The following is a 24,191-nucleotide window of genomic DNA, read 5'->3' on the forward strand; positions in this document are numbered from 1 at the left end:
CCATGAGTCGTTATCGTCCGCCGCGCACCGCCGGCACGCCGCTGATCACCGCCGCCGGCGAAGCCCGGCTGCGCGCCGAACTCCATGAGCTGTGGAACGTGCGCCGGCCCCAGGTCACCCAGGCGGTGAGCGAGGCGGCCGCCCTGGGTGATCGTTCGGAGAACGCCGAGTACATCTACGGCAAGAAGATGCTGCGCGAGATCGACAGCCGGGTACGCTTCCTGCGCAAACGCCTGGAAAATCTCAAGGTGATCGACGCGCGGCCCGCCGATCCGACCAAGGTCTACTTCGGCGCCTGGGTCACCTTGGAAGACGAAGCGGGCGTCGAAAAGCGCTACCGCATCGTCGGCCCGGACGAACTGGACCTCAGGCAGAATCTCATCAGCATCGACTCGCCCCTAGCGCGCGCCCTGGTGGGCAAGGCACTGGACGCGGAAGTCCGCCTGCAGACGCCGGCCGGCGAACAGTGCTGGTATATCGTCGAGATCGAGTACCTCGATAACTGATCGCTTCGGCAGGCGCTTCCGTCTGAAAAAATGTGATTCAAGTCACATAAATAGGGCAACATCTAGGGCGCAACCGGCGGAGGACCGCCACCTTCTCAAGCAAGGATTCGCTGCATGAGAGCGCCGACGCTTTACGCTTTGCCCAATCAACGCCTACTGCGCTGGCTCGTGACCAGCCGGGACCCGCTCGACGAAAATCTGCTGCGGCAGCTGCTGGCCGGCCCGTTTTCCTCGCGGGGCTCTATGTTCGTCGGGGCCCTGAACAGTCTGTTGATCAGTTGGACCTGCGCCCTCCTGCATCCCACGCCCTTTTTCATCGGCTGGATGATTCTCGATACCCTGATCTGGATCACCCGCCTGTTGCTGCTGCACTGCATCCAGCTGATGGAAGGGCTCGCGCCGCCGCGGCTCAGCGAAGTCTCCCTGCTACTCGGGCTGCTGTGGACGGCCACCCTGGGCCTGGGCACGGCCGCCTGCGTCCTCAGCGGCGATGTGGTGCTGCAGGTGCTGGGCTGTACCTCGGCGGTAGCCATGAACGGTGCCATCACCATGCGCAACCAGGGCATCCCGCGCTATGCCTTCTTGCAGATCCTGCTGACCGACATCCCGATGAAACTGGCCACCCTGTTCCAGCCCGAGCCCATGCTGCGACTGTTCCTGCTGCAGGCACCGCTCTATCTGACGGCCAACTGGATGCTGCTGGACAGGCTCAACCGCACCCTGGTGCGCGCCCTGACGGCCGAAGTCGACAGCCGTTGGCATGCCACTCACGACAGCCTGACCGGACTCTACAATCGCGCTGGCATTCTCGCGCTGCTCGAAGGCGCCCTGTACCGGCCTCGCTCGGAGTCTGGGCGCGTAGCGGTCTTCTATATCGATCTGGACGACTTCAAGGGCGTGAACGACTCCCAGGGCCATGCTGCCGGCGATCGTCTGCTGCAAGCCTGCGGCGAGGTGTTGACCCTGAGCGTGCGGCAGAGCGATTTCGCCGGACGCCTGGGCGGCGACGAGTTCCTGCTGGTGATGCAGGACGCCACCGAAGACGGGGCTCGGGACCTGGCCCGGCGTATCCTCGGACGCCTGGTGTCACAGGGCACGAGCGTGAGCATCGGCATCGCCCTGCAGCGGGCCATGGAGGACAGCCCGACCCTGCTGGCGCGGGCGGACCAGGCGCTCTACACCACCAAGCTGGCCGGCAAGGGCGGCTTCAGGCTGGCGGATACCTGTGCTAGCGCCGTCGGGTAATCACGCCCTGACGCGCCACCCGAGTCAATTCCCGCACCAGGGCTGCGAGACCGGCTTGGCCCGGCGACTGCACCACGGCGAAGTCGAAGCTGTCGTCGCCGAAGCCGCGCAACTGCTCGGCGCGGTCGGCGAAACGGATCTGCAGGGTACGGCTGTGGGGCCAGCGCTTGGGCCAGCCTTCGAGATAACGCAGCAGGGTAGGCTGGTCGGGACCGCCGAGCAGGATGGTGGGATGACAGGCGAGCTTGCCCTGGGTGAGCGGAGTAAGGCGTAGCGGGAGCGGTAGCATGGACGAAATTCCGCCTCGTGGATCCAGCTGGGCGGTAGTACGAGGCCTGTTCCGTCCAGCGCTTTAGCGGTATTTGGGAGCGCCCCGCAAGTTGCTGTTTAAATCGGCGCAGGATCATCCTAGGGAGGGCTCGACCGCCCTGTCAAGCGACCCTCAACCGTCTTCGTGCCTGGCACCTTTGGCGTTCGTCGTGGCCACTGCCGGCGCCTCGAGACGTGCTCGTTCGCGACTGAAGGCCACCCGATACTTGTTGACGCTGGCCACGTAGTTGACCACCCCGATGCCCACCTCCTCGGCGGCGATGCGTTCGACCTGGAAGAACCAGCGATCACCGTCCAACCCCTGTTTGCGGGCCTTGGCCCTGAGCGCCTGGACGCGCTCCGGCCCCAGGTTGTAGGCCGCCAGGGTAAAGGCACGGCGTTCGCGCTCGGTCAGGCGTGGACTGGAAAAGAATTCCCGGCGCAGGCGAGCCAGATAACGGGTGGCGGCCTTGACGTTGTCTTCGGCGGAATGCAGGTTGCGCACCCCGACACTGCGCGCCGCCCGGGGGGTGATCTGCAGCAGTCCCGCCGCCCGTCCGGCGCCGCGGGCGTGGGGATCCAGGCCGGATTCCTTGTAGGCCATGGCGGCCAGGGTCAGCCAGTCGAAGTCGTAGGCCTTGGCGTAGCGTTGCAGCAGCGGTCGCACCCGGGCCAGGCGCTTGCGGTCGTGGGCTTGCAGCGGATCGCGCACCTGGTAGCGGCGCGCAGAAGCCTGACGAAAGGCCTTGTCGTCATCATGCGCCTGGGGTTGCCGGGCGAAGGCCCGTATCCGTTCGGCGAGCTGGTGCGCCGGGGTGCGCAGATACCAGAGCTGTGCCTGGTCATGGGCCACCACCACCCGATCGGCCACCCGCAGACGCGACAGCACCCGCGCCCAGCGGTGGGCCAGCCCGGACTCGACGACGGTGAGCGGATAGATGCCGGCCTGGGTCAGTTCCAGGACGTCTTCCACCGCCAGGGTAGGATCGGCCCACTCGACCTGTACCGGCCGCAGCCGGCGCCTTTCCAGCTGGGCGTTGAGCCGTGCCAGGGCCGGGCCGGCGGCGCTGCCCTGGGGCAGCACCACCCGGCGCCCGGCCAGTTGTTCCAGCTGACGCGGCAGGCGCTGGCCGCGCCCACCCACCACCACCAGGCTGGTGGGCGCCGCCACCGACGCGGCGATCAGCGCCGAATGCGGCGGTGGCAGCAGGGTTTCGCCCGGCGCCACCAGATCGCCCTCGCCTCTCTGCAGCGCCGCCAGCAGATCGTCCTTGGCCTTGGGGACAAGGACCAGGCGCAACGTCCGGCCCCCCGGTTGATGCCGCAGGTAGCGGGCGAAGGCCTCCAGGCGCCGATACTCGATGCCCAGGGCCTGACCGTTCCATTCGCCGGAGCTGTGACGACTCTGGTTGACCAGGACGCGCAATTCTCCGGCACGCTCGATGGCGACCAGGTCGCGGGCCGCTACATGGCGCGGCGCCTCGGGTGGCAGGGCACCGAGCCGCGCCTGGGCGGAACCGGCGAGCAGGCAGCCGAGGATGGCAAGGGTGAATCGAAACGGCATCCAGGACTCCTGACCTGGCCGGGACAGCGCCGATAGCACCCGGACTACGGATAGAATGAGAGAACAAAGTCTGTAGAAGGTCCGCACCATGCAATTGATCGACATCGGCGTCAACCTCACCCACCCCAGTCTGCTCAAGGAGGTGGACGCGGTGATCGAGCGGGCCCAGGCCGCCGGTGTGATGCAACTGGTGCTGACCGGTACCACCCTGGAAGACAGCGAGAACGCCCTCAATCTCTGCCTGCGCCTGGACGCAGGCGAAGCGCTGTTCAGCACCGCCGGCGTCCATCCCCATGAAGCCTCGACCTGGAACGCGGCCGCTGCCAGGACCCTGCGTGACCTGGTCAGCCAGCCCAAGGTGCGGGCCCTGGGCGAATGCGGCCTGGATTTCAATCGCGACTTCACCCCGCGACCGCAGCAGGAGCGCTGCTTCGAGGAACAGCTGGCCCTGGCCGCCGAATTACGCCGCCCGGTGTTTCTCCATGAGCGCGACGCCAGCGAGCGAATGCTGGCGATCCTGCGCGACTATCGCGACCATCTGCCGGCGGCGGTGGTGCACTGCTTCACCGGCGAGCGCAAGGCGCTCTATGGCTATCTGGATCTCGACCTGCACCTGGGCATCACCGGCTGGATCTGCGACGAGCGCCGTGGCCTGCACCTGCACGAGCTGGTCGGGCAGATCCCGGTCGGGCGGCTGATGCTGGAAACCGATGCCCCCTACCTGCTGCCACGCACTCTCAGACCCAAGCCGCGCCATGGCCACAACGAACCGGCCTTCCTCCCCGAGATCCTGCGTACCGTGGCGCGCCTGCGCGACGAAACGGCCGAGCAGACCGCCCTGCACACCACCGCCACCGCTCGTGCCTTCTTTGCGCTGCCGGAGATCGCCGTGCCAGAGCGGGTCGAGGAATTCGACTAGGCGCAGGACGCCGCTGCGCTAAAGTCGAGGCCGCGCGGGCCGTTAAACTCAGGGCTTGTTCCACGGCGTTGCGCCCCTGTTCGCGGGACGTTGACGCCAGTCAAGATCCGGGGCGCGCCGGCCTGCCAGGCTGTGCGGCCCCGCCGACTGGAGGCCCCCTATGTTTGCCTGGCTGCGCGATATCTCTCTCAAGTACAAGTTCTGGGCGGTCAATGCCGTCGCCTTCGTCACCAGCCTGCTGCTGGTGCTGTTCGCCATGCAGCTGGAAGTCTCCGGTCGCGCCGAACAGCTCAAGGCGGTCAAGGTCGCCGTGGGCGACGCGGCGGCCAAGCTGAGCGCCCCGACCTTCGGCGACATCTTCCTGGCCCGAGCGCCGGAATACGCCCTGGCCGTGGGTGTGCTGATGCTGGTGCTGCTGGTGGCCTCGCAGCTCCTGATCCGCTTCATCCTCGGCAATCTGCAACGCCTCAAGGACACCATGCTGCGGGTGGAGCGCGACGGCGATCTCACCGCCAGGGTCGAGGTGCGCGGGCGTGACGAGGTCGGGCAGATGACCCAGGCCTTCAACGCCATGCAGGACAGCTACACCCGCGTCGTCGGTACCGTGGCTGCCAGCGCCTCGCGCCTGGACGAAGGCGCCGGGCGCCTGGCCAGCGGTATGCAGGGCGTCCGCGGCGGCATGCAGGATCAACAGCACGAGACCGATCAGGCCGCCACCGCCATCAACGAGATGAGCGCCACCGTGCAGCAGATCGCCGAGCACGCCGCCGGCACCCGCGACCAGTCCCAGGAAGCCGACCGCCTGGCCGGCGCCGGCCAGCAGGCGGTGGAGCGCGTCAGCCATTCCATCGCCGACCTCTCCCAGGGCGTGCAGCAGACCGCGGTGATGATCCAGGAGCTGGCCGAGAACAGCGAGCGCATCACCAGCGTGGTCAACGTCATCCACGGCATCGCCGAGCAGACCAACCTCCTGGCGCTCAACGCCGCCATCGAAGCCGCCCGCGCTGGCGAGGCCGGCCGTGGCTTCGCCGTGGTGGCCGACGAGGTGCGCAACCTGGCCAAGCGCGTCCAGGGTTCCACCGACGAGATCACCCGCATGATCGACGGTCTCCAGGCGGGCACTCGCGATGCCGTGGAATTCATGCGCGAGAGTTCGCTCAAGGCCGACGACTGCGTGGTCCAGGCCGGCGCCGCCGGGCAGGCCCTGGCCGACATCACCGCCGCCGTGACCCTGATGCGCGACAGCAACACCCAGATCGCCGTGGCCGCGGAACAGCAAGCCCAGGTGGCGGAAGAGATGAGCAGGTCGGTTGTAGGCATCCGCGATGTCACGGAAAGGACCATGCTGCTGACGCAGGAGTCGGCCAGCACCAGCACCGAACTAGCCGCCCTCGCAGGAACCCTGAATCAGGCGATCCGCCAGTTGCGCCTATAGCCTCCATAGCGAGAGCGCATTCGCACGGTTGCCCGACAGGCGGCAAGATGCCCGCACGTTTTCGGAGAACCGTCATGCGCTCGGTCACTACCCTCACTTCTGCCGTTCTGCTCTTGCTTGGCCTGGGCTGCATCGCCCAGGCCCTGGGCAACCCCCATCCGCAACCGCTGATCCTGGCGGCCGTCGTCTGTCTGGTGGCCTTCGCCCTGCAAGCGCCTGACGCCCTTCCCGTGCCTCAGTCGCTGCGCGCCTGACGGCCACGCAGCTGGCGTTTCAATCGCTTCAGCGCCCCGGTCAGAGCCGCCGTGTCCTGCGGCCGACCAGCATAGCGCTGCGCCTGGAATTCCTGGGCAAAGGCCAGGATAGCCGCGCGTGCCGCTGGCAGTTCCGCCATGGCGCGCCCGGCGAAGCGGCCGGCCGTTTCGCCGCTTTCGCGCGTCACCCCCTGGCGCGCCAGCAGGCGTTCGAACTGGGCGAAGCGTGCCAGCAAGGGATCCCGGGTCCGCTGCCAGGGCTTGAGCACCAGCAGCGTCATCACCCCGAGCACGCCCAATACCAGCAGCGCCAGGAGCAGCCCCAGCCGTTGCAATGAGCCCTCGCCGAGCAACCGCTTGAGCAATTCGCCCTGGGTATCCTCCTGGTAGTTGAGCACCCACCGCTGCCAGCCGTAGTTGATCCGGTCCCAGCCCAGACGCAGCTCATTGAGCCAGGCCAGGTTGCGATAGCGATTGGCGGCGAAGGGGTTGTCCGCGAGGAATTCATTGGCCGCGCCCTGGGCCGCCAGGGCCTCCTGCAAGCCGCGCTCGACCCGCTCGGGCGCCACCTGGGCAGTAGGATCGACGCTGATCCAGCCCCGCCCCGGCAGCCAGTACTCCACCCAGGCATGGGCATCGAATTGCTGCACCAGCAGATAGCCACCCGCGGCATTGAATTCGCCACCTTGGTAGCCCGCCACCACCCGCGCCGGGATACCTGCCACCCGCAAGGCGAAGGTCATGGCGCCGGCATAGTGGGCGCAGAAACCGCGACGGTTATCGAAGAGAAAGGCGTCGATGGCATCGACGCTGGCCGTGGGCGGCTGCAGGGTGTAGACGAAGGGCTGCTGGCGGAAGTAGGCCAGGATCGCCTGGGCCAGGGCTTCAGGGGTCGGAGCACGCGCCTTGAGCCCGGTCACCCAGGCGCGGGTGCGCGGTTCGCCGCCGCTGGGCAGCTGCAGCGCTCGGCGCTGGCTGGACGCGGACAGCCGCTCCGCCTCGCGGGTCGCCTGTGGCCAACTGGATACCCGATAGAGCAGCGCCTGGTCCACCGGACGGCGGCGCTGCAGATGGAAGTCGCTGGCCAGGCGCACGTCATGCTGATCGCTGCGCGCCACGTCCAAGCCATAGAGCCAGGGTCGACCGCTCGGCTCCATCACCACCTGATAGTCCAGCCGGGGTCCAACGGGCGTCCAGGCCGGCTCCGGACTCCAGGCCGTGTCGGGGTCGACCGACCAGCGCGCGCCGTCGAAGCGCTCGTAGGTGGTGGCGCGCCAGTAGAGGTCGCGCTGCGCCGGCCGCTCGCCGTCGAAGCTCACCCTGAACACCCGCTCGGCGGACTGCGACAGCTGGGCGATCTCCCCGGGCGCCATGCTGTCGCCCAGCCCGGTGCGCGCCTGGTCGCCCGGTTGCGGCAGCGACCACAGCGGACCGATACGGGGAAACACCAGGAACAGCAGCAGCATCAGGGGCACCGCCTGCAGCAGCAGCGTGCCGGCGACCCTGAGAGTCGCCAGCGGGCGGCTGGCCAGGGTGCTCTGCTGCAGCCCGATCAACGCCGCCACCAGGGCGGTCACCGGCAGCAGGCTGTAGAGCGCGGCGAGCAGGCCGTCCTCGAACAGGTAGGCGATCACCACGGAAAAGAAACCCAGGTAGATCACCACCAGGGCATCGCGGCGACTGTGCATCTCGATCAGCTTGAGGGCGAAGGTCACCAGCAGCAGCACGGCGCCGGCGTCCAGGCCGATGAAGGAGCCGCGCGACAGCCAGATGCCGCCCATGGTCAAAAGCAGCAGGCCGCCCTTTTCGATCCGCGTCGGCGCCCGCACCCTCATGCGAAACAGCAGCACCCGCCAGCCGGCGCAAAAGGCCCAGAGCAGCCCGACCCAGGGCGGCAGATGGGTGAGGTGCGGCAGGATCACCAGGGCCTGGGCCACTAGCAGCCAGATCAGGGCGATGCGCGGAATGGGTTGCGGCACGGCGCCACTCATGCCGGCCGCCCGAACAGGGCCAGAGCCTGCAGCGCCGCGTCGCGATGGCTTTCGCCGCTAGCCGGCGGCAGCTCTACCCCGGGCACCCTCAGGCCGAAGCGCAGTTGGCGGGCGCTGCAATCGAGCACCGCCTGGCACAGCCAGGACAGCCGCGTCTCGGTGTCGCCATCGAGCACGCTGAAATCCAGCCAGAGTTCGCTACCGGCCAGGGCGGTGAAGTCCTTGACCAGCAGGCCCTGGCCCCGGGAAAAGGCCTTCCAGTCCAGCCGCCGGCGCGAATCGCCCGGCTGATAGGGCCGCAGCCCCTGAAAGTCGTCGGCGCCCTGCCCCGTCTGGCGCTGGCCCTCTTCGCTTCCGGCAGCCTGGCCACTGCGCAGCGGCGTCGTGGTCGCCAGTGGCTGCGGGTAGACCAGGGCGCGTACATCCAGGTCCAGCCAGCTCCAGGCGACGAACAGGCCAAGGGGGAAACGGCTCTCCACCCGCAGTCGCCCGGGCCTCAGCCAGCCACGGCTCGGCGCCGGATGAAAGACCTGCAGGGCGACGCTCTCCCCCGCTGGTACGTCGCTGAGCATCAGCGGCTCGTTGCGCCAGCCCAGGGCGATCCCCTGGTGCGCGCGGCGATCGCTCTCCAAGCGCAGGCGAAAGCCGGCGGCCTCTCCGGCGAACACCGGGCTGGCGCCGCCACTGGCCAGTTGCAGGCCGGCCAGGTTGCGATAGGTGTGCAACATGGCCACCAGCGCCAGGGAAAACAGCAGGAAGGTCAGGCCATAGGCCAGGCTGTTCTGGTAGTTGATGCCGGCCAGCAGCATCAGCAGCAGGGCGATGGCGAAGGCGCCGCCCTGGCGGGTGGGCAGAATGAAGATGCGCCGCTGATCGAGGGTGATGCGCGTGGCCGGGGGAATCCGTCGGGCCAGCCAGCCGTCTCGATAGCGCTGCCAGGCGCCGCCGGTCACAGCGCCGGGACTTCGCGCAGCAGCCATTGCACCAGGGCGCCGCCACCGTGCCCGGCGGGATCGGCGATGTCGCGCAGCCGATGCCCGGCCACCGCTGGCAGCACCGTCTGGACATCCTCGGGCAGCACATGGTCACGGCCCGCCAGCAGCGCCCAAGCCCGCGCCGCGGCTAGCAGCGCCAGGCTGCCGCGGGGCGACAGGCCGAGGGCGAAGGAGGTCTGGGTGCGGGTGGCCTCCACCAGGCGCAGTACGTAGTCCACCACCGCCTCACTGGCATGGATGCGCGGCACCTCGGCCTGGATCAGCCGCAGCTGGGCGTGATCCAGCAGGGGCTCCAGCCGCGGCAGCTGGTCGCGTCCGGAGCCGCCGAGCAGCAGCGCCCGTTCCGCGGCGCGGCCGGGATAGCCGAGCGACAGCCGCATCAGGAAGCGATCGAGCTGGGATTCCGGCAGGGCGAAGGTGCCGCCCTGGGAGACCGGATTCTGGGTGGCGATGACGAAGAAGGGATCGGGCAAGGGCCGGGTGGCGCCCTCAATGGTCACCTGTCCCTCTTCCATGGCTTCCAGCAGCGCGCTCTGGCTCTTGGGCGTGGCGCGATTGATCTCGTCGGCCAGCAGCAACTCGGCGAACACCGGCCCGGGATGGAAGACGAACTGGCCGCTGTCGCGATCGAACACCGAGGTGCCGAGGATATCGCCGGGCAAGAGATCCGAGGTGAACTGGATACGCTGGAAGGACAGCCCCAACACCTTGGCCAGGGCATGGCTGAGGGTGGTCTTGCCCATGCCGGGCAGGTCTTCGATCAGCAGGTGCCCCCGTGCCAGCAGGCAGGCCAGCGCCAGCCTGACCTGGGTTTCCTTGCCCAACAAAACGCCGTCTACCGCCTTGAGACAGGCGTTCAACCTATCGTGCATACCCTGAGGTCTCTCGCCTTGCGCCGACGCGAGAAGGCGTCGGCCTGCAGAACGAGAATAGCAGCACCTTTTGCTGGCGACCGCTGCCCTGGAGGTTTACCGCTTATTTCAGGGTGGCGAGGATGTCTTCCACGGCGCGCGCCGGATCGGCGGCACGGGCGATGGGTCGACCGATCACCAGGTAGTCGGAGCCGGCGTCCAGCGCCTCGCGTGGAGTCAGGATGCGGCGCTGGTCGTCCAGGGCGCTGCCGGCCGGGCGGATGCCGGGAGTGACCAGTTGCAGCGCCGGTTGCGCGGCCTTGAGCGCCGAGGCCTCCTGGGCCGAGCACACCAGGCCGTCCATTCCCGCGCGGGCGGCGAGGCCGGCCAGGCGCAAGACCTGCTCCTGGGGATCCACGTCCAGGCCGATGTCGGCCAGGTCCTCACGCTCCATGCTGGTCAGCACGGTGACACCGATCAGCAGCGGCTTGGGGCCCTGGAAGGCCTCCAGGGTCTCGCGACAGGCGGTCATCATGCGCAGGCCACCCGAGCAGTGGACATTGACCATCCAGACGCCCATTTCCGCCGCGGCCTTGACCGCCATGGCGGTGGTATTGGGGATGTCGTGGAATTTCAGGTCGAGGAAGACTTCGAAGCCACGCGTGCGCAGGGCTTCCACCACCCCGGCGGCGCTGGCGGTGAACAGCTCCTTGCCGACCTTGACCCGGCAGCTGGCGGGGTCGAGCCGGTCGGCCAGCGCCAGGGCAGCGGACGACGAAGGGAAATCCAGGGCGACGATGATGGGAGACGGGCAGGCGGACATGGGAGCTCTCGGCAAAACGGCAAAGGCCGGCATTTTCGCAGAAAAGCGCCGCGCCGGCACTTGGCCGCTGTCTGCATGCGCCCCCCTCCTTCAACTCGGCTTGAGCAATCGCTCGCGCAGCCAGTTGCCCGCCGGACCCAGCGGCCGCCGCCGCGACCAGACCACGTCCACCGCCACCCGTTGCGGCCAGCCCGGCACGGCCAGCTCCACCAGGCGGCCCTGGCCGAAGGTCGTCACCAGCCACAGCGGCAGCTCGGCCCAGCCGAAGCCCTGCACCGCCATGTCCAGCAGCAGCAGATAGTCCGGGGCCGACCAGCAGCGGCCACGGGTATCCGGCAGGCGGCTGACCTGCTGGGAGGCCTCGGTCACGGTGCTCAGACGGAGCAACCGGTAGGGTGCCAGGTCAGCCGGTGTGACCCGCTCCAGCGCGGCCAGCGGATGATCGGCAGCGACATAGAGGCCAAAGGTCACCAGGCCATCCAGGGTCGCCGCTTCGATATCCGCCGGATAGGGTGGCTGACCCGCCAGCAGGCCCAGGTCCGCCCGCCCCTGCACCAGGTTGAGCACATCGGCGTCCTCGGCGATCAGGCATTCGAATTCGAGATCCGGATAGCGCTGGTCCAGCTCCGTCAGCAGCGCCTCATACCGGGTGGGCTGATAGGTATCGGAGATCACCAGGGTCAGGCGTGGCTCCACCCCGGCCGCCAGCTGGGTGGCGCGATTGGCCAGGCGATCGTGAGCCGACAGCACGGCGCGGGCCTGGTCGAGCAGTTGCTCGCCGGCCGCCGTGAGCTGGGGATAGCGGCCCTGGCGATCGAACAGCAGCACACCCAGTTCGTCTTCCAGCCGGGCAATGCTCTCGCTGATACTGGACTGGCGCTTGCCCAGCACCCGCGCTGCCGCACTGAAGGAGCCTGCCGCAGCGGCCTCGACGAAGGCCTCCAGGGCTTCGGCATTGGGATACATATCGGCTCAGCCTATGGATACCATTTTGATCTCCCTAGCTTAACCGATGAGACTGAAGGCCTGTCCATCGTGGAGTCGTCTCATGTCCAGCCCGCTCACCCAGCGTCCCGCCAGCGCCCGCATCCTGCACGCCCTGCTGTTCGAGGGAATCGCGGTACTGCTTGCCACCCCAACCCTTGCCTGGCTGCTGGATCGGTCTCTAGGGCACATGGGCCTGCTCACCGCAGCCTTTTCCGCCATCGCCATGCTCTGGAACCTGGTGTTCAATCTGGGCTTTGATCGGCTGCAACAGCGCCTGGGCTTCACCCGTGGCCTGGGTGTACGGCTGCTTCACGCCCTCGGCTTCGAAGGTGGCTTGATCCTGGTGCTGGTGCCCCTGGCCGCCTGGTGGCTGTCCATCAGCCTGTGGCAGGCCCTCCTGCTGGACCTCGGACTGATCCTGTTCTTCCTGCCCTATACCTTGGCGTTCAACTGGCTCTACGACCTGGGTTATGCCGCCTGGCTGAAGCGTACGAACACGACTTGCCGGGCGCACTGATAAGCTCTCCCGTGGTCGAAACCTTACAGCCACTCAAGGAGAAGAAAGATGCCCTGGTATGCCTGGTTGATCCTGCTGATCGCCATCGGCTCGGTGGTCGGCAGCCTGCTCATGCTCAAGGACACGGCGCGCAAGGTGCCCTTGACCGACGAACAGAAAACCAAGATCCGGCAGCGCAATGCCGAGATGGATGCCAAGGAGGCCCAGGACCGCTAAGCGCACCCTGGCTCCCAGACAAGGCCCTGCCGCACCAGCGTGCCGCAGGGCCTTGCTTCGTCAGGACTCCAACGGCGCCTTGGTGTTGACGTACTCTGGCACCTGCGCCAGCGGCAGGCTGCGTACCTGCTCACGGGTCGGTCCCTGGCGTTTGGGTAGCGGGTCCAGGCGTTGCGGCTGACCGCTTTCCAGGGCGCGCTCGATGGCCGCCAGCACGCGCACGTCGCGCCAGCCCTCCTCCCCATCCATTTCCGGCTGCCGATCCTGCAGGATGCAATCGGAGAAATAGGCTGTCTCGCCGCCGAAGTGGTCCACCACCTGCGCCTTGAATTCCTCGGTCTCCCCGTCCACGGTCAGGCGATAGCTGATGGCGACGCCCTCACCGAAGCCAAAGCACGGCGAGGCCTCGATCTCGCCTTTGCGACCCACCAGCTGGAAACGCTCGGTATTAGGGCCGCTGAAGCTGACGGTAAAGCTCGCCAGCCGCTCTTCGGGGAAGCGCAGGGTCACGGCCACGGCATCCCAGGTCGTGACATCGCGCCCGGGTGTTTGCACGCCCACCGCACTGACTTCGATGGGTTCGTCGGCAAAGAGCGCTCGCACGGCATTGAGCGGATAGGGCCCCATGTCGGTGACCGGGCCGGCCCAGAAGCCGCTCTGCGCGCGGTGGTTGGCCGTATCGACCGGCTGGGCGAAGGTCGCGGTGAACAGGCGCGGATCGCCGATCTCGCCCTTGCGCACGCGCTCGATCATCTCCACCGTGCCCGGCTCACAGTGCAGGCGGTAGGCGATCATCAGCTTGGCTCCGGAGCGTTCTGCCGCGGCATTGATCGCCTGGCATTCTTCCTCGCTGATCGCCATGGGCTTTTCCAGCAGGACGTGAATGCCGGCGTCCAGCGCCGGTACGGCGAATTCCAGATGGCGGAAATTGGGCGTGGCCAAGTAAATGGCATCGATCTCGCCGGATGACAGCAGCGCCGGGAATTCTTCGTAGCTGTAGCTCTTGAGGCCGTACTTGGCGGCCAGGTCCCGCGCCTTGATGGGATCGCCGGTGACCAGGGCGGTCATCTCGGAATTGCCGGTCTGGCCGACCCCAGGCATGAAGGCGCCCTGGGAAATCCAGCCACCGCCTACTACCGCATAACGAATCTTGCCTGTCGCACTGGGCATGGAACGCTCCCGAATCCAGGCGGACGTTGTGTCCGCCACCTGAACTGTCGGCAAGCGTCGTGGCGAGTAAGTTCCGGACCGCTGTTCAACAACGGCAGGCCGCCCTCATCGGATTAACGGCGAAAGCGCAACTCGACTTCCGCGCCTTCGAAATCGTCACTGCGATCCCGGCTGATCACTCGACCGCCCAGTTCGAAACGACCAGGGTCGTCCTCCTTGCGAAACAGCTGCGGCAGCAGACCTGCTTCGGCCACGCTGTTTTCAACCCGTTTGGCAGCCCCGGGATGCGATCTCAAGGCCTGAGGCGTATCGGCCTCACTGGGTACGCTGAGGTCGAGCGGATGGGCCGGCGTCGGCGTGGCCTTGGGCACGGCAGGTTTCTTGAGTTGACTGTTCTTGGCCAGGTCCCGCTTTTTCGGCGGCGGCGCAGGCAGCACCAAGGCCTTGGCCGGGAGCGGATCCAGCCGATACGCGCGCAGATCGGCGGCAGTGGCGGGTGGCGCTTTGCTCACCGGCGACTGGGCCATCGGCGCAGGCGTTGGTGCGGAAGAGGTCTTGGCCGTCGTTGGCGGCGAATCATTGTCGCAACCCACCAGCAGCAGGGGCACTGCCAGCGCCATCATCGCCAGGTATTCACGCATGGGCCCACCACTCAAGGCATCGCGCCTGGACCGGAGCGGCAGACGCGACAGGAGTCAGTCACTACAACCGACCTTCCTGCCCGGCGGCGGGTTCCGAGGGCGCCGCTAGGCGGCCAGGGTTTCCTGGCAGAGCTGACGGGCGAGCAGTCCGAGGGTCATCAGCGCCCGCTGGGCATCACGCCCCCAGGGCAGCCCGCAATTGAGGCGGATGCAGTGGTTGAACTGGTCGGTGTTGCTGAAGATCATGCCCGGGGCGATGCTCACCCCCTGATCCAGGGCCCGCTGGTGCAACAGGCGGGTATCCACCCGCATCGGCAGGCTGACCCAAAGGATGAAGCCACCCTTGGGCCGACTCATCTGGGTACCCTCCGGGAAGTGCTCCTGGATCGCCAGCTGGAAGGCGGTCATGTTGCGCCGGTATTCCTGGCGAATGGCGCGCAGGTGGCGATCATAGCCACCGTTCTCCAGATAGGCCGAGACGCCCATCTGGGTCACGCTGCAAGCGGAATGGGTGGTAAAGGTCTGCAGCCGGCAGATGTCTTCCTGATAGGGTCCGGCCACCACCCAACCGATGCGCACCCCGGGTGAGAGGGTCTTGGAAAAGCTCGAGCAGTAGATGACGCGCCCCTGCTTGTCGAGAGCCTTGAGCGCCTTGGAGCCGCTCTCATAGGTCAGTTCGCCGTAGATGTCGTCCTCGACGATGGCGATGTTGCGCTCGGCCGCCAGCCTGAGCAGCTGCTTCTGCCGTGCCTCGGGCATGCTGCCACCCAGGGGATTGCTCAGGCGCGCGGTGACTACCAGGGCCTTGACCGGCCATTGGCTGGCCGCCAGTTGCAGCGCCTCGACGCTGAGCCCGGTCTCGGGGTCGCAGGGGATCTCGATCACCTTGAGACCGAGCACCTCGGCCAGTTGCAACAGGCCATAGTAGGACGGTGACTCGGTGGCGATCAGATCGCCCGGCTTGGTCAGCACCCGCAGCGACATCTGCAGGGCATCCACGCAGCCATGGGTGATCACCACCTCCTCCGGCCCCACCACCACCCCGGCATCGCGCAGACGGATCGCCACCTGACGGCGCAGGGGCTCGAAGCCCGGACTGTGCAGATAGGAGAAAGCCGCACGGGCCTGGAAGCGGGTGACCTTGGACAGTTGCTGGTGCAGCGCCCGCAGCGGCAGGTAATCGGTCTGGGGCACGGCCATGCCCAGGGGCACCACCCCTTCGCGCCGGGATTCGGCGAGGACCTGGCTGATGATGCCGGCGCGGGTCACCAGGCTCGGTCGCTCCACCGTGGCGATATCCGGCGTCGGCGCGGTCAGCGCCGGGGTCTGGTGCACATAGAAGCCCGACTGCGGTCGAGCGCGGATCAGCCCCTGGTCTTCCAGGGTGGCATAGGCCTGCAGGACGCTGGCGTGGCTCACGCCCAGCTGCTGGCTCAGCTTGCGCACCGACGGCACCCGCTCGCCGGGTTTGTAGACGCCCGTGCGGATATCGTTCGCCAACTGCTGGGCGATGCGCTGATAGAGCAACAGGTTGGTCATGGCGTCTTCCTGGACGAGAGCGGAACAGTAGCAGGCTATTCTGGAGGTATACCGGTACAGCTAGCCTCGACCTTACCGCTTCCCTTCCCGGGGCGGCAATGTCCAAAAACGACAAGGAACTGGCGCGCCCCTCCATGACGCCTGAGACTCTGCCGAGAGGCTTGCCGCGCCCATGAAAAAGCCCGCCAAAGGGCGGGCTCTTGGCTGACGCAAGGCCTCAGATGGCCTTTTCCAGCTCCGGGATCAATTCGAACAGATCGCCCACCAGGCCATAGTCGGCCACCTGGAAGATCGGCGCCTCCTCGTCCTTGTTGATCGCGACGATCACCTTGGAATCCTTCATGCCTGCCAGGTGCTGGATGGCACCGGAGATGCCGACGGCGATGTACAGCTGCGGCGCGACGATCTTGCCGGTCTGGCCGACCTGCATGTCGTTGGGCACGAAGCCGGCATCCACCGCGGCGCGCGAGGCACCTACCGCCGCGCCCAGCTTGTCAGCCAGGGCGTAGAGGATCTTGAAGTTGTCGCCGTTCTGCAGACCGCGGCCACCGGAGACCACCACCTTGGCGGCGCCCAGCTCGGGACGATCGGACTTGGCCAGCTCTTCGCCGACGAAGCTGGAAACACCAGCGTCCTTGACCAGGCTCACGGCTTCGATGGCGGCGGAACCACCTTCGGCGGCGACCGGGTCGAAACCGGTGGCGCGCACGGTGATCACCTTGACCGGGGCCGTGGAGCGCACGGTGGCGATGGCGTTACCGGCATAGATCGGCCGCTTGAAGGTGTCAGCGGATTCGACAGCGATGATCTCGGAGATCTGGTCGACGTCCAGCAGCGCGGCCACGCGCGGCAGGAAGTTCTTGCCATTGGTGCTGGCGGCGGCCAGCACGTGGCTGTAGTTGGCGGCCAGCTCGACCACCAGCGGCGCGACGTTTTCCGGCAGCTGATGGGCATAGGCGGCGTTGTCGGCCAGCAGCACCTTGCTGACGCCAGCGATCTTGGCGGCGGCCTCGGCGACCGGCTGGGCATTCTGGCCGGCGACCAGTACATGGATATCGCCGCCGATGGCCTGGGCCGCGGCCACGGTATTCAGGGTGGCGCCGAAGAGGCTGGCGTTGTCGTGGTCGGCAATGACGAGAATGGCCATCAGATCACCTTCGCTTCGTTCTTGAGTTTTTCGACCAGTTCGGCCACGGACTTGACCTTGATGCCTGCCTGGCGACCGGCCGGGGCTTCCACCTTGACCACCTCGTAGGAGGCGTTCACCGCCACGCCCAGGGCGTCCGGGGTCAGGGTTTCCAACGGCTTCTTCTTTGCCTTCATGATGTTGGGCAGCGAGGCGTAGCGCGGCTCGTTCAGGCGCAGGTCGGTGGTGACCACCGCCGGCAGCTTGAGCGATACCGTCTGCAGACCGCCATCGATCTCGCGGGTCACGTTGAGGCCGTCACCCGCCTGCTCCACCTTGGAGGCGAAGGTACCCTGGGCGAAGCCGGTCAGGGCGGCCAGCATCTGGCCGGTCTGGTTGTTGTCGCTGTCGATGGCCTGCTTGCCAAGGATCACCAGCTGCGGCTGTTCCTTGTCCACCACCGCCTTGAGCAGCTTGGCGGTGGTCAGCGACGACAGTTCGGCAGTGCCGGTATCGATCAGCACGGCGCGATCGGCGCCCAGTGCCAGGGCGGTACGCAGTTGCTCCTGCGCCTGGGCCGGACCCGCGGTCACGACCACGATCTCGCTGGCGATACCCTTTTCCTTCAGGCGCACCGCTTCTTCCACGGCGATCTCGCAGAAGGGGTTCATGGACATCTTGACGTTGGCCAGATCGACACCGCTCTGGTCGGCCTTGACGCGGACCTTGACGTTGTAGTCCACCACGCGTTTGACAGCTACGAGAACCTTCATGAATCCCTCGATTTATTCTGGTGAATAAACAGGACGCCAAGGCGGCCTTGCGTTGGACACGACCCCTGCCGATCCAACCTTGTTGCAAATCTTTCCTATGTTGACCTCCACGGCAGCAGGGGTCAACGCGACAGTCCGTCAGGGGCCAGTAACTCCCGAGTCTAACAGGCTTGCAGAAAATTTAAACAAACGTTTGAATGGGTGTCAGGGAGCACGCCGGATATAATGAAGTCTTTTGTTGCACCCCTACATAAATAACCAGATCGTGAGTTTTGCCTGAGGAGAGTGAGCCGTGGAACGCGAATACATGGAATTCGACGTGGTGATCGTCGGGGCCGGCCCCGCGGGCCTGTCCGCGGCCTGTCGCCTCAAGCAGCAGGCCGCCGAAAACGGCCAGGAAATCAGTGTGTGCGTGGTCGAGAAAGGCTCCGAGGTCGGTGCCCACATTCTCTCCGGCGCCGTCTTCGAACCCCGTGCCCTGGACGAGCTCTTTCCCAACTGGAAAGAGCTGGGCGCGCCGCTCAACACCCCGGTCAAGCGTGACGACATCTACCTGCTCAAGGACGATCGCCAGGCGACCAAGGTGCCGAATTTCTTCGTGCCCAAGCCCATGCACAACGAAGGCAACTACATCATCTCGCTGGGCAACCTCTGCCGCTGGCTGGGTCAGCAGGCCGAGGCCCTGGGCGTGGAGATTTATCCGGGCTTCGCTGCCCAGGAACCGCTGATTGATGACCAGGGCGTGGTGCGCGGCATCATCACCGGTGACCTGGGCGTGGATCGCGAAGGCCAGCCCAAGGATGGCGTCTACACCCCCGGCATGGAGCTGCGCGGCAAGTACACCCTGTTCGCCGAAGGCTGCCGTGGCCATCTGGGCAAGCAGCTCGGCCAGAGATTCAAGCTTGGCGAAGGTGCCGATCCGCAGCACTACGGCATCGGCATCAAGGAGCTGTGGGAGATCGATCCGGCCAAGCACGAGCAGGGCCTGGTGATCCATACCTCTGGCTGGCCGCTGGACAAGGAGAATCCGGGTGGTTCCTTCCTCTATCACCTGGAAGACAACCAGGTGGTGGTCGGTTTGATCGTCGACTTGGCCTACAGCAATCCGCACCTCTCGCCCTACGACGAATTCCAGCGCTACAAGCACCACCCGGTGGTGGCCCAGTACCTGGAAGGCGGCAAGCGCGTCTCCTATGGCGCCCGTGCCCTGGTCAAGGGTGGCCTGAATTCCCTGCCGAAGATGGTCTTTCCCGGTGGCGCCCTGATCGGTTGCGACCTGGGCACCCTCAACCCGGCCAAGATCAAGGGCAGCCACACCGCCATGAAGTCCGGCATGCTCGCCGCCGACGCCATCGTCGCCGCCCTGGCGGCCGGTCGCGAGGGTGACGAACTCCAGGGTTACGTGGATGGCTTCAAGGGCAGCTGGGTGCAGGAAGAACTCCATGCCAGCCGCAACTTCGGTCCGGCCATGCACAAGTTCGGTCCGCTGCTGGGCCCGGCCTTCGCCTTCGTCGAGCACAACCTGCTGGGTGGCGCCCTGCCCTTCACCCTGCACGACCGGCGCATGGACCACACCTGCCTGAAGAAGGCCGACGAGGCGCCACGCATCAGCTATCCCAAGCCGGATGGCAAGCTGAGCTTCGACAAGCTGTCCTCGGTGTTCCTCTCCAACACCAACCACGAGGAAGACCAGCCGGTTCACCTGAAGCTCAAGGACCCGTCGATTCCCATCGCGCAGAATCTGCCGTTGTACGACGAACCGGCGCAGCGCTATTGCCCGGCCGGGGTCTACGAGGTGGTCCGCGATGGCGGCGAGCCGCGCTTCCAGATCAATGCCCAGAACTGCGTCCACTGCAAGACCTGCGACATCAAAGATCCGGCGCAGAACATCACCTGGGTGGCACCGGAAGGCAGCGGCGGTCCCAACTACCCCAACATGTAAGCGTAAAAAAGGGCCCTTCGGGCCCTTTCTCTATTCAGCGGGCGCGACAGGAAAGAAGCTGCCGCGACTCCAGAGGCCGAGCCAGGCCCGGCCCTCGTGGGTGCCCTCCTCGACCTTCTCCATCAACCGGTAGAACACCGCCCGATTGAGCCGCGCGTCCAGCCCGCCACGCACCCGTACATAGGGTGCCGGCTGGTCATCCTGTTCTTCGAAGCGCAGCGGATGCTCGGCAGCGACGGCGACCCTGTCGCCCACGTTGGTGACCAGATCCAGGGCCTGCGCCTTGCCACTGCCACTCCACTCGACGTCCACGGCCAGGAAGGGCACGTCATCCACCTGGATGCCCACGCATTCCACGGGCGTCACCAGCACATAGCGCTCGGGATCGCGGCGCAGGATGGTGGAGAAGAGTCGTACCATGGCCGGGCGGGTGATGGGCGTGCCCTGGTGATACCAGGTGCCGTCCCGGGCGATGCGCATGTCGATGTCGCCGCAGAAGGGCGGATGCCAGAGGTCCACGGGCGGCAGACTGCCCTCTTCGCCCGCTGGCAGTTGCGCCAACAGGTTGCGCGTCACATCGGCCTGGCTCACGTCTCTCTCCACTAGCGACTGCCCAACCCCAGCAGGCGTTGGGCGTATTGATTGAGCGCCGGTCCGAGCAGGTCTTCCGGGCGCTCGTCATAGAACGTCAGGAAACCGCCACGACTACGGATCCGCGCGGTGTCCACCAGGCGGAAGGTAGCGGTCTCCACCAGCATCATCTGCACGACGCTGCGATCGCGACCGACCCGCCCGATATCGTCCTGATCTTCCCACTCCTCCCAGGTGCCGATGCGATCGTCTGCGCCGGCGAAGCGGGTATAGAGCACATAGTGGGCGCCCAGTTGCCGGGCCTTGGCCATGGCTTCATCGAAGCCCTCGGGCTTGTCCGCGCGCCTTACCCGCGGGAAAAACTCCACGAAGCCCTTGAAGGCCTCTTCGGCTACCACATTGGGTCGAGCATAAGGATGGCCGATGGGTACGAAGGCGCCCTGGGCTATGTAGATATAGGAGTCGGCCTGCAAGCGAAAGTTGTTCAGCCGCTGGGTCTTGCTGTAGTCGAGCAGCCCCGCGTCGCGGAGGTGGTACTCGACACCGGACGCCATGTCGCTGACGTTCATGCAGCCACCCAGGCAGGCCAGCAGCACGGAAATGAAGAGAAAACGCAGTTTGACCATGAAAAGCAGACCCCTGTCCGGCGCCAAGTTGTCGTCGATACAGGGGCCTTAGCAGCTTTCGCGCCAGCTCCAGGCGCAACGGGTGAATCAGCCGCCGATGATCTTCATGACGGTCACGCCGCCCGAGAAGGCCACATCCTGCTTGTCGCCCAAGGCCTTGACCAGCAACCGCTGCAACGCCGGCAGGGCCAGATGACGCGGCTTGTCCAGCAGATCGCCGACATAGTGGCGGTTGCTTGACGACAGGCAGCCATGCAGCCAGCCGGTGGACGATAGGCGCAGCCGCGAGCAGGTCCGGCAGAAGGGCACGCTTTCATTGGCAATGATGCCGAAGTGACCGCCCGACTCGACGCGATAGCGCAGCGCGGTGGAATCCACCGGCGCATCGGCCTGCACATAGGCATGGCGCGAACCGATGATCTCCAGCAATTCGGCCAGGGGCACCAGCTGGTTATTGAAGGTCGCGGGATTCTTGGCCAGGTGCCCCATGCGCATCAGCTCGATGAATCTGAGCTCGAAACCGCGCTCCAGGCAGTAGTCCAGCAACGGCAGCACCTGGTCGAGATTCTGGCCACGCAGGGGCACCATGTTGAGCTTGATCTTGAGTCCGGCAGCACGCGCCGCTTCGAGTCCGGCTAGCACCGTGGCCAGGTCACCACCGCGCGCCAGACGGGGAAAGGCCTCGGCGTCGAGGGTATCGAGCGAGACGTTGAGGCGCCGGATGCCGTGATCGATGAGGAAATCCAGCTTTCGTGGCAGCAGCTGACCATTGGTGGTCAGGCTGATGTCCTTGAGACCGAGCTGGGAGACACGGGCGAGAAAGGGCTCCAGCCGCGGCGTGACCAGGGGTTCGCCCCCGGTGATGCGCAGCCGTTCGATACCGGCGGCATCGATGAGGTATTCCACGCCCCGGGCCATGGTCTCGGCACTGAGTTCGTCCTGCGCCGCTACGAGCCGCTTGCCGTTGGGCACGCAGTACGTACAGGCATAGTTGCAGGCCGCCGTGAGGCTGATCCGCAAGTTGCGAAACGCCCTACCCTGGCGGTCGACGATCATCTTGGGGGTACTCCACTAGAACAAGAGAAAAGGGATGACGCGGCATCCCTTGCCTCTATCGGACCCTAGGATCGGACAGGCGTTTCGACGTCTCGCTTGCGCCGGTTGCCCATGCGCACGCCGATCTCCATGAGGAACTGGAAGAAACCTTCCTGATCCTCCAGCACGTCGCGCCAGAACGGCGAATGGTAAAGGGCCACGGCCCCGTGCACCAGCGCCCAGGCGGCGCAGTAATGGAAATAGGGCGGGACGTCCTCGAGCTTGCCTTCGTCGATCCGACCTTCGATCAGGCTGGTCAGCCGCTGGAAATTGGAGGTGCGGATGCTGTGCAGCTGCTCGACCAGTTCGGGCACCTGACGCGTCTTGACCACCTTTTCCTCGAGTCGATCGAACAGGCGATAGCGCTGCGGATCGCTCATGCGGAATTCGAAATAGGCGCGGGAGAGCGCTTCGCGATCCCGGGCGACGTTGTCCGACTGGAACAGCTCGGCCAGGTCCCGCTCGTAATCCAGCATCAGGCGCAGATAGATCTCGGCCTTGGAATTGAAGTGCTTGTAGATGGTGCCTTTGCCGATACCGACCGCCTCGGCGATCATCTCGACGGTAACGCTGTCTTCTCCTTCGGAGAGAAACAATTGCAGAGCGGTATCGAGGATTTCCTGTTCGCGGCGACGGAACTCGCGGACTTTGCGGGATTCTTTCTGCATGGCAGCCCACTTGTTGTTTTGAAAAGGGATAGGGCCTTCGAATCGCCAGTTGCCCCTCGGCATACCGGCACTTCGTCACACCTTGGGCGAGCTCCACCGAAAGCATCGGTGAACCGCGCGGGCGCGCCCCTTATTATGCCCCATCACACCCAGATTGTACGGATCGAGTCAATGTCTTCCTGGAAGCACGAATTCCCTCAGGCCTACGCCATGAGATACCTCAACCACGCGGCCGTGGCCCCGTGGCCCAAGCGCGCCGCGCAGGCCGTCACTGAATTCGCCGCCGAGAACTGCCAGTATGGTGCGCGCAACTATCCGACCTGGCTGGTCCTGGAGCAGCGCCTACGCGATCGCCTGACCCGCCTGCTCAATGCGCCTTCCAGCAGCGACATCGCCCTGGTGAAGAACACCTCCGAGGCCCTCTCCTTCGTGGCCTTTGGCCTGGATTGGCAAAGTGGCGACCAGGTGGTGATCAGCGACGAGGAGTTCCCCTCCAATCGGGTGGTCTGGGAAGCCCTGGCACGCTTTGGCGTCGAGGTGGTGGAAGTCAGCCTGGGTGACACCCCCGAGGCCAATCTGCTGGCCGCCTGCGGTCCGCGCACCCGACTCATGGCCATCAGCGCCGTGCAGTACGCCAGTGGCCTGCGCCTGGACCTGCCCCAGCTGGGCCAGGGCTGCGAGGCCAAGGGCGTGCTGCTGTGCGTCGACGCCATCCAGCAACTGGGCGCCCTGCCCTTCGATGCCCAGGCCTGCAACTGCGCCTTCGCCATGGCCGACGGCCACAAGTGGATGCTCGGCCCGGAAGGCCTGGGGGTGTTCTACTGCCGCGCCGATCTGCGCGAGCAATTGAAACTGCACGAATACGGCTGGCACATGCTGGACAACGCCGGCGACTACAGCCAGCGCGAATGGCAACCGGCCAAGACGGCAATGCGCTTCGAGTGCGGCAGCCCCAACATGCTGGGTGCCGTAGCCCTGGAGGCGAGTCTGTCACTGCTGGAAGATGCCGGCATGGAGCAGGTCGGCAAGGACTTGCTGGCGCGGATCGAGCTGCTCGACAGCCATATCCGTCGCCTGCCCGGCGCGATCCTGCATTCGCCGGTCAATGCCGAGCGCCGCTCAGGCATCCTCACCTTCTCGCTCGAAGGCTGGGACAACCGCCAACTATTCGAACGCCTCAAGACCGCCGACGTGGTCTGCGCCCAGCGAGGTCCGGGCATTCGCCTATCGCCGCACTTCTATACCAGCGAGCACGTGCTGGAGCAGACCCTGGATCTGGTGGGGGCGCTGGCGCGCTTCTAATGGTCGAAAGGCACGGGATAGCCAGTGTTGGGGCAGCGCTATTCCAAAACTGTTTAAAAAACGTCCAATCCCGACTGGACCTTTCCCCGAGCTGGCCAATACTCAA

At 66.1% G+C, this 24,191-nt stretch carries 25 protein-coding genes; 9 read left to right on the top strand and 16 right to left on the bottom strand.

The window, feature by feature from the left end:
* Positions 1-2: 2 nt before the first annotated feature.
* Both greB and V6W80_RS16790 read left to right on the top strand, forming a co-directional pair.
* On the top strand, positions 3-506 hold the full coding sequence (gene greB / locus V6W80_RS16785) for a transcription elongation factor GreB (RefSeq protein ID WP_338544865.1): 504 nt from the start codon (positions 3-5) through the stop codon (positions 504-506).
* A gap of 168 nt (positions 507-674) precedes the next feature.
* Positions 675-1,751 carry a GGDEF domain-containing protein gene (locus tag V6W80_RS16790; RefSeq protein WP_338544866.1) on the top strand — a complete coding sequence of 359 codons (1,077 nt, stop codon included), beginning with the start codon at positions 675-677 and terminating at the stop codon, positions 1,749-1,751.
* Here V6W80_RS16790 and V6W80_RS16795 read toward each other — a convergent pair.
* Positions 1,735-2,040 (bottom strand): hypothetical protein, encoded by a 306-nt coding sequence (locus V6W80_RS16795; RefSeq protein ID WP_338544867.1) that lies wholly within the window; start codon positions 2,038-2,040, stop codon positions 1,735-1,737. The two genes, V6W80_RS16790 and V6W80_RS16795, sit on opposite strands and share 17 nt — an antisense overlap.
* A 153-nt stretch (positions 2,041-2,193) precedes the next feature.
* Positions 2,194-3,624: a transglycosylase SLT domain-containing protein gene (locus V6W80_RS16800; RefSeq protein ID WP_338544868.1), complete on the bottom strand. Its 1,431-nt coding sequence runs from the start codon at positions 3,622-3,624 to the stop codon at positions 2,194-2,196.
* 88 nt (positions 3,625-3,712) lie between these two features.
* Between V6W80_RS16800 and V6W80_RS16805 the strand changes: the two genes are divergently transcribed.
* The 3 genes from V6W80_RS16805 to V6W80_RS16815 all read left to right on the top strand — a co-directional run bounded on the left by V6W80_RS16805 (position 3,713) and on the right by V6W80_RS16815 (position 6,232).
* Positions 3,713-4,543 (top strand): TatD family hydrolase, encoded by an 831-nt coding sequence (locus tag V6W80_RS16805; protein WP_257705548.1) that lies wholly within the window; start codon positions 3,713-3,715, stop codon positions 4,541-4,543.
* Between the two features lie 160 nt (positions 4,544-4,703).
* The gene (locus V6W80_RS16810) at positions 4,704-5,978 is read left to right on the top strand and encodes a methyl-accepting chemotaxis protein (protein ID WP_338544869.1); all 1,275 of its coding nucleotides are present in this window, start codon (positions 4,704-4,706) and stop codon (positions 5,976-5,978) included.
* 74 nt (positions 5,979-6,052) lie between these two features.
* Positions 6,053-6,232 carry a hypothetical protein gene (locus V6W80_RS16815; RefSeq protein ID WP_160923365.1) on the top strand — a complete coding sequence of 60 codons (180 nt, stop codon included), beginning with the start codon at positions 6,053-6,055 and terminating at the stop codon, positions 6,230-6,232.
* Here V6W80_RS16815 and V6W80_RS16820 read toward each other — a convergent pair.
* The 5 genes from V6W80_RS16820 to V6W80_RS16840 form a co-directional block, all read right to left on the bottom strand.
* Positions 6,214-8,223 (bottom strand): transglutaminase TgpA family protein, encoded by a 2,010-nt coding sequence (locus V6W80_RS16820; protein ID WP_338544870.1) that lies wholly within the window; start codon positions 8,221-8,223, stop codon positions 6,214-6,216. The two genes, V6W80_RS16815 and V6W80_RS16820, sit on opposite strands and share 19 nt — an antisense overlap.
* The gene (locus tag V6W80_RS16825) at positions 8,220-9,203 is read right to left on the bottom strand and encodes a DUF58 domain-containing protein (protein WP_221433629.1); all 984 of its coding nucleotides are present in this window, start codon (positions 9,201-9,203) and stop codon (positions 8,220-8,222) included. Before V6W80_RS16825 ends, V6W80_RS16820 begins: the two co-directional genes overlap by 4 nt.
* Positions 9,173-10,090, bottom strand: coding sequence for an AAA family ATPase (locus V6W80_RS16830; protein WP_026083939.1), 918 nt, complete (start codon positions 10,088-10,090; stop codon positions 9,173-9,175). Before V6W80_RS16830 ends, V6W80_RS16825 begins: the two co-directional genes overlap by 31 nt.
* A gap of 103 nt (positions 10,091-10,193) precedes the next feature.
* Positions 10,194-10,892: an orotidine-5'-phosphate decarboxylase gene (pyrF, locus tag V6W80_RS16835; RefSeq protein ID WP_064307442.1), complete on the bottom strand. Its 699-nt coding sequence runs from the start codon at positions 10,890-10,892 to the stop codon at positions 10,194-10,196.
* A gap of 90 nt (positions 10,893-10,982) precedes the next feature.
* Positions 10,983-11,858: a LysR family transcriptional regulator gene (locus V6W80_RS16840; protein WP_064307441.1), complete on the bottom strand. Its 876-nt coding sequence runs from the start codon at positions 11,856-11,858 to the stop codon at positions 10,983-10,985.
* Between the two features lie 82 nt (positions 11,859-11,940).
* Here V6W80_RS16840 and V6W80_RS16845 point away from each other — a divergent pair, with 82 nt between their 5' ends.
* Positions 11,941-12,396, top strand: coding sequence for a multidrug/biocide efflux PACE transporter (locus V6W80_RS16845; RefSeq protein ID WP_017641899.1), 456 nt, complete (start codon positions 11,941-11,943; stop codon positions 12,394-12,396).
* 48 nt (positions 12,397-12,444) lie between these two features.
* Positions 12,445-12,612, top strand: coding sequence for a DUF2897 family protein (locus V6W80_RS16850; protein WP_081320910.1), 168 nt, complete (start codon positions 12,445-12,447; stop codon positions 12,610-12,612).
* 60 nt (positions 12,613-12,672) lie between these two features.
* On the opposite strand, the gene V6W80_RS16855 is transcribed toward V6W80_RS16850, so the two are convergent.
* From V6W80_RS16855 to V6W80_RS16875, 5 genes are all read right to left on the bottom strand, one after another.
* Complete coding sequence (locus V6W80_RS16855; protein WP_184286169.1) at positions 12,673-13,782, bottom strand: Gfo/Idh/MocA family oxidoreductase; 1,110 nt, start codon at positions 13,780-13,782, stop codon at positions 12,673-12,675.
* 113 nt (positions 13,783-13,895) lie between these two features.
* On the bottom strand, positions 13,896-14,423 hold the full coding sequence (locus V6W80_RS16860) for a hypothetical protein (RefSeq protein ID WP_017641896.1): 528 nt from the start codon (positions 14,421-14,423) through the stop codon (positions 13,896-13,898).
* A gap of 105 nt (positions 14,424-14,528) precedes the next feature.
* Complete coding sequence (locus V6W80_RS16865) at positions 14,529-15,962, bottom strand: PLP-dependent aminotransferase family protein (protein WP_017641895.1); 1,434 nt, start codon at positions 15,960-15,962, stop codon at positions 14,529-14,531.
* Positions 15,963-16,179: 217 nt separating this feature from the next.
* Positions 16,180-17,109, bottom strand: coding sequence for an electron transfer flavoprotein subunit alpha/FixB family protein (locus V6W80_RS16870; protein ID WP_231354664.1), 930 nt, complete (start codon positions 17,107-17,109; stop codon positions 16,180-16,182).
* Positions 17,109-17,861: an electron transfer flavoprotein subunit beta/FixA family protein gene (locus tag V6W80_RS16875; RefSeq protein ID WP_059315725.1), complete on the bottom strand. Its 753-nt coding sequence runs from the start codon at positions 17,859-17,861 to the stop codon at positions 17,109-17,111. The genes V6W80_RS16870 and V6W80_RS16875 overlap by 1 nt, the downstream gene beginning before the upstream one ends.
* A gap of 292 nt (positions 17,862-18,153) precedes the next feature.
* Between V6W80_RS16875 and V6W80_RS16880 the strand changes: the two genes are divergently transcribed.
* On the top strand, positions 18,154-19,803 hold the full coding sequence (locus tag V6W80_RS16880; protein WP_338544871.1) for an electron transfer flavoprotein-ubiquinone oxidoreductase: 1,650 nt from the start codon (positions 18,154-18,156) through the stop codon (positions 19,801-19,803).
* A 30-nt stretch (positions 19,804-19,833) separates the two neighbouring features.
* On the opposite strand, the gene V6W80_RS16885 is transcribed toward V6W80_RS16880, so the two are convergent.
* The 4 genes from V6W80_RS16885 to V6W80_RS16900 all read right to left on the bottom strand — a co-directional run bounded on the left by V6W80_RS16885 (position 19,834) and on the right by V6W80_RS16900 (position 22,783).
* Positions 19,834-20,394 carry a DUF1285 domain-containing protein gene (locus V6W80_RS16885; RefSeq protein ID WP_338544872.1) on the bottom strand — a complete coding sequence of 187 codons (561 nt, stop codon included), beginning with the start codon at positions 20,392-20,394 and terminating at the stop codon, positions 19,834-19,836.
* A gap of 11 nt (positions 20,395-20,405) precedes the next feature.
* A complete protein-coding gene (locus tag V6W80_RS16890; RefSeq protein ID WP_093254574.1) occupies positions 20,406-21,020 on the bottom strand; it encodes a DUF4823 domain-containing protein in 615 nt (204 codons plus the stop codon).
* A gap of 87 nt (positions 21,021-21,107) precedes the next feature.
* A complete protein-coding gene (locus V6W80_RS16895) occupies positions 21,108-22,076 on the bottom strand; it encodes a GTP 3',8-cyclase MoaA (protein WP_017641889.1) in 969 nt (322 codons plus the stop codon).
* Between the two features lie 65 nt (positions 22,077-22,141).
* Positions 22,142-22,783 carry a TetR/AcrR family transcriptional regulator gene (locus tag V6W80_RS16900; protein WP_007160588.1) on the bottom strand — a complete coding sequence of 214 codons (642 nt, stop codon included), beginning with the start codon at positions 22,781-22,783 and terminating at the stop codon, positions 22,142-22,144.
* A gap of 171 nt (positions 22,784-22,954) precedes the next feature.
* Here V6W80_RS16900 and V6W80_RS16905 point away from each other — a divergent pair, with 171 nt between their 5' ends.
* Positions 22,955-24,085, top strand: a complete 1,131-nt coding sequence (locus V6W80_RS16905; RefSeq protein ID WP_338544873.1) for an aminotransferase class V-fold PLP-dependent enzyme — start codon at positions 22,955-22,957, stop codon at positions 24,083-24,085.
* Positions 24,086-24,191 lie beyond the last annotated feature (106 nt).

This window comes from Pseudomonas benzopyrenica (assembly GCF_036884265.1).
Taxonomy (GTDB): domain Bacteria; phylum Pseudomonadota; class Gammaproteobacteria; order Pseudomonadales; family Pseudomonadaceae; genus Chryseomonas; species Chryseomonas benzopyrenica.

Coding starts and splice junctions, on each gene's coding strand:
- greB (WP_338544865.1), top strand. CDS start 3: ATGAGTCGTTATCGTCCGCCGCGCACCGCCGGCACGCCGCTGATCACC.
- V6W80_RS16795 (WP_338544867.1), bottom strand. CDS start 2,040: ATGCTACCGCTCCCGCTACGCCTTACTCCGCTCACCCAGGGCAAGCTC.
- V6W80_RS16800 (WP_338544868.1), bottom strand. CDS start 3,624: ATGCCGTTTCGATTCACCCTTGCCATCCTCGGCTGCCTGCTCGCCGGT.
- V6W80_RS16805 (WP_257705548.1), top strand. CDS start 3,713: ATGCAATTGATCGACATCGGCGTCAACCTCACCCACCCCAGTCTGCTC.
- V6W80_RS16810 (WP_338544869.1), top strand. CDS start 4,704: ATGTTTGCCTGGCTGCGCGATATCTCTCTCAAGTACAAGTTCTGGGCG.
- V6W80_RS16815 (WP_160923365.1), top strand. CDS start 6,053: ATGCGCTCGGTCACTACCCTCACTTCTGCCGTTCTGCTCTTGCTTGGC.
- V6W80_RS16820 (WP_338544870.1), bottom strand. CDS start 8,223: ATGAGTGGCGCCGTGCCGCAACCCATTCCGCGCATCGCCCTGATCTGG.
- V6W80_RS16825 (WP_221433629.1), bottom strand. CDS start 9,203: ATGGCTGCTGCGCGAAGTCCCGGCGCTGTGACCGGCGGCGCCTGGCAG.
- V6W80_RS16830 (WP_026083939.1), bottom strand. CDS start 10,090: ATGCACGATAGGTTGAACGCCTGTCTCAAGGCGGTAGACGGCGTTTTG.
- pyrF (WP_064307442.1), bottom strand. CDS start 10,892: ATGTCCGCCTGCCCGTCTCCCATCATCGTCGCCCTGGATTTCCCTTCG.
- V6W80_RS16840 (WP_064307441.1), bottom strand. CDS start 11,858: ATGTATCCCAATGCCGAAGCCCTGGAGGCCTTCGTCGAGGCCGCTGCG.
- V6W80_RS16845 (WP_017641899.1), top strand. CDS start 11,941: ATGTCCAGCCCGCTCACCCAGCGTCCCGCCAGCGCCCGCATCCTGCAC.
- V6W80_RS16850 (WP_081320910.1), top strand. CDS start 12,445: ATGCCCTGGTATGCCTGGTTGATCCTGCTGATCGCCATCGGCTCGGTG.
- V6W80_RS16855 (WP_184286169.1), bottom strand. CDS start 13,782: ATGCCCAGTGCGACAGGCAAGATTCGTTATGCGGTAGTAGGCGGTGGC.
- V6W80_RS16860 (WP_017641896.1), bottom strand. CDS start 14,423: ATGCGTGAATACCTGGCGATGATGGCGCTGGCAGTGCCCCTGCTGCTG.
- V6W80_RS16865 (WP_017641895.1), bottom strand. CDS start 15,962: ATGACCAACCTGTTGCTCTATCAGCGCATCGCCCAGCAGTTGGCGAAC.
- V6W80_RS16870 (WP_231354664.1), bottom strand. CDS start 17,109: ATGGCCATTCTCGTCATTGCCGACCACGACAACGCCAGCCTCTTCGGC.
- V6W80_RS16875 (WP_059315725.1), bottom strand. CDS start 17,861: ATGAAGGTTCTCGTAGCTGTCAAACGCGTGGTGGACTACAACGTCAAG.
- V6W80_RS16890 (WP_093254574.1), bottom strand. CDS start 21,020: ATGGTCAAACTGCGTTTTCTCTTCATTTCCGTGCTGCTGGCCTGCCTG.
- V6W80_RS16895 (WP_017641889.1), bottom strand. CDS start 22,076: ATGATCGTCGACCGCCAGGGTAGGGCGTTTCGCAACTTGCGGATCAGC.
- V6W80_RS16900 (WP_007160588.1), bottom strand. CDS start 22,783: ATGCAGAAAGAATCCCGCAAAGTCCGCGAGTTCCGTCGCCGCGAACAG.
- V6W80_RS16905 (WP_338544873.1), top strand. CDS start 22,955: ATGTCTTCCTGGAAGCACGAATTCCCTCAGGCCTACGCCATGAGATAC.